At 64.4% G+C, this 3,707-nt stretch carries 3 protein-coding genes; all 3 read left to right on the top strand.

All coding sequences use genetic code 11. The features are described from left to right. The first annotated feature begins 98 nt into the window (after positions 1 to 98). Positions 99 to 1,034, top strand: a complete 936-nt coding sequence (locus VFP86_05475; GenBank protein ID HET8999077.1) for a prepilin-type N-terminal cleavage/methylation domain-containing protein — start codon at positions 99 to 101, stop codon at positions 1,032 to 1,034. A 12-nt stretch (positions 1,035 to 1,046) separates the two neighbouring features. Then, positions 1,047 to 3,284, top strand: coding sequence for a hypothetical protein (locus VFP86_05480; protein ID HET8999078.1), 2,238 nt, complete (start codon positions 1,047 to 1,049; stop codon positions 3,282 to 3,284). A 232-nt stretch (positions 3,285 to 3,516) separates the two neighbouring features. Beyond that, the coding region (locus VFP86_05485) for a hypothetical protein (protein HET8999079.1) at positions 3,517 to 3,707 on the top strand (191 nt) is incomplete at its 3' end.

Consider the following 3,707-nt stretch of genomic DNA (forward strand, 5'->3'; position numbering starts at 1 on the left):
CGCCTACACGGTCAGGGCGGACGTGGTGCGGAACGATCCCCAGACGAACATGACGCGGGTGAAGGTCACAGTCACTTGGAACAGCGGGGTTCAAAGTTATGTCAGCGAGACGATCCTCAGCAACCTCCAGTAAGACGCACGCACGCGGGTTTACGCTGCCCGAAGTGCTGATCTGCGCGGCGATCGCCGGTATCGTCACACTGGCGGCAAGCTCCGGGTACGTGTTCATGACGAAGAGCTGGGTCCAGCAGCAGGCGCGGCTGCAGACGCAGCAGCAGCTGCGGTCCGCGGTGGCGGCCGTGACGCGCGAGGCGCGCGTCGCCGGGGCCTGCATGCTCGACAATCCGCCTGCGGACGTCCAGCCGGTGAGTGGGGTCGACAACGGGACGACGGATTCGATCACGATCCGGGCGAATCCGCACTGCGCCAAGGGCGCGATCGTGGGCGCCGACTGCGCGGCCTGCACGTCGTTCACGGTGAATCCCGCGACCAACTTTGCCGGCCTCGGCGGAACCTGGGGCTATCTCTATGCCGGAGCGGGCCAGCATCAGTACTTCAAGATCCTGAGCGTCGTTGGGAGCACCATCAATGTGGACACCACCACCGGTCCTCCCATCACGGGCACGTACCTGCAGAATACGACAGCGGTGTATGCTGTGGAGGCAAGGACGTTTGCAATCAGCAGCACCTGTCCCACCTGCGGCGGCGTTCCCAGCCTGACGCTCACCCTCTTGGGCGGGTCGGAAGAAGCGCTGGTCAAGGGCGTCGACCTGTTCGACATCCAATATGTCTTTAACGACGATTACGACCCCACCAACTGCGTCAGCTCCACGGGGGGGGGACGCCCGCTCTGCGTGGTGAATCTGCCGCAATCCGCGACCGATTGGAAGAAGGTGCGCTCGGTCATTTTCGATGTGGGCGCCCGCTCACTGCGAGGGGTCGGGGGCGCGGGTTCGTCCGACGGATTCCTCCATCACAACGAGATCTTCGAGATCTCTCCTAGGAACTTCCAATTCCCGGCGGGACGCCTGTAGAGGGTGATGCGCATGCGTGCGAAGGTTCATGGGCAGCAACACGGGGCGGCGGTGCTCCTCGTCCTCCTGATCATCCTCGTCCTGGTCGCCGTCGGGACATTCGTGATGCTGTCGGTGGACCGCAACTCGGACATGCGGGTGTCGTACCAGAAGAACGTCGCCGGCTTCAACGCGGCCGAGGCCGGGCTCAACGTGGGGGCGGCCCAGGTCCTCACCACCATGCAGGGGTTCAGCCTGCCCACCAACTGCAATCCGCAGTCGCTCTCCCTCAATAACCGGACGGTGACCTACCGGCTCAGCGTCCCGGGAAATGCGCCGGGAGACTGCACACCGAATGTCAGCTCGCAGTCCCTGGTGTCCGGCCCCTACGCCGGGCTCAACGCGATCGTGCACTCGTACAGCCTGACCTCGACAGCGAAGAACGCCCAAGGGTACACCGAGGCGTCGCTCACCAACCAGTTCTTCGCCAACCTTATCCCCGTGTTTCAGTTCGCATCGTTCTACAAGAACGATCTCGAGATTCTGCCGTCGCCGCCGATGGTCATCAACGGGCGCGTCCACACCAACGGGGATCTCTACCTCAACTCCGACAGCTGCGGGTCCGCGATCTCCGCGGGCCTGAATATCCTGGGGAAGGTCACAATCGTCGGATCCAACCCCAACACGTCGGGGCTGTTCCGGGGTCGCAAAGACTCGACGCAGAACTGGAACAACGTCTATATCTCGCTCGACGGCACCCCCTCCAACATGCAGGTGCTCGGCACGACGCAGGGGAGCACGAGTTGCGCCCAGGTGAGCCGGCGGGAGGTGCAGTCGGACGAGATCCAGTCCTGGAACGGCCGGATCACCAACAAGGTGAGCGGGATCACCCTGCCGGGCGTCGATTCGCTGCTGTGCACTCCCTGGGTCGCCGCCTGCAACGGGACCGGCGGCGCCTACTGGCAGAACGCCAACCTCCGGATCGTGCTGGACCTGACCGCCCCCACGGAGCACCTGGACCCGAGCGCGGTGCCAACGGGTCCGAAGCTGCCGCCGATCCAGGTGCTCGATGCCGGCGGGAGCGTCAATACGGCCAAGACGGATGCGCTGCACGCCTTCATGCGGGACCCTGCATATTTTGGCGCCATCACCTACACCGACGTGCCGGCGACGGGCGCCGGGAGTCACTGGGACTGCAAGCAGTGGGGCGATTGCGAGAACTCGACGTACAAGCAGTTTGACAAGTACCCGACGCCGTTTCCCCGGGCGGGCGATCCGAACGGCTGCACAGTCAACCGGGATCCGAGAAATCCGATCGATACCTTCCTCAAGTATTGCTACGACTACCGCTTCGGCGGCTTCTACAACTGGCGGGAGCGCAAGCCGGTCCAGATCCTGAACATCGACTGGATCGCCCTCGACGAATACAATCGCAACCACAGCAACGTGTTCTTCGACCCGAACACGACCACGAATGGTGGGGTCGTTGCCTTCCTGTCCGTGAAGGGGCCGAACTCCTCCGGCGGAAACCACTACGGCGTCCGGATCCTCGATGCGGCGCGGCTTCCCCGGGAGGATACAAACACCGGGGTGACGTTTGCGAGCGATGTCGCGGCGTATGTCGCCGGCAACTTCAACTGCCCGGCAATGGATACGAGCGGCGGCGATTCCGTGCCCGCCGCATGCGGTTCCGCCAAGCGCCCATCGTCTGTCATCGCGGACAGCATTAACGTCCTGTCCTGCGCCTGGATCGATGCGGCGGCCTGTGCAAATTACACCACCGGATCCGACCAGTGGGCGGGGATCGCCCAGCCCGGCGTGTTCCGCCCGGTGGACGAACGAAGCACGGCCGGGCCGGCGAACGGGATGCAGGCACAGCAGACGGCGGTGAACGCTGCCTTCCTGGCGGGGAATGACACGACGGTCGGGAGCTGGTACAGCGGTGGGCTCGAGAACTATCCCCGGTTCCACGAGGACTGGCAGACGGGCGGTCCCTACAAGTTCTGGTATCAGGGCTCATTTGTGTCGCTCGATACGCCCAAACACTCTTGCTGGGCCGTCCTCGAAGCCGGCGTGACAGACGACGCGGTGCCCTTCCGATGCACCAATTACCCTGCCCCAAACCAGGGCTTCTGGACCGACACACGGTACGTCCCGCCGCCGCGGCGCTGGTTCTACGACGTGAGCTTCAACAACTCGACGAACCTGCCGCCCCTGACGCCGAGGTTTGTCTACCTACAGCTCGTATACTTCACCGAGGTGTTCCACTAACCAGGAAACCGCCGGGGCGCGCCCGCAAGGGCGCGCCCCGCGATGAAGCACAGCCCGCAGCCCGGGCCGGGAGCCCTCCCGCCGCGACGTCCGCTCCGCTGTACGATCGATAGGTCTCCGCCCCCCCTTTGATAGGTCCACGGGTTCCCTGCCTCCTGCCTACCGGCGGATGAAAGTGGGCATACACCAGTCAATGACCCGAACTGCCAGACAGGGGGGCCAGGCCGAGCGCATGCGACGTCGAGCATATCCGCGCGATGCTCATGGTTCCTGCCGCGGCTTCACGGTGATGGAGGTCATCATCGCGGCCTTTCTCCTCACGGTGGGTCTCATCGCGACCGCGCAGCTCGTGATGATGGCGACCGGTCAGGTGGCCCTGTCCAAGCAGCAGAGCGATGCCGCCGCGCTGGCGTCACAGACGGT

This window comes from bacterium, from assembly GCA_035703895.1.
Taxonomy (GTDB): Bacteria; Sysuimicrobiota; Sysuimicrobiia; order Sysuimicrobiales; family Segetimicrobiaceae; genus Segetimicrobium.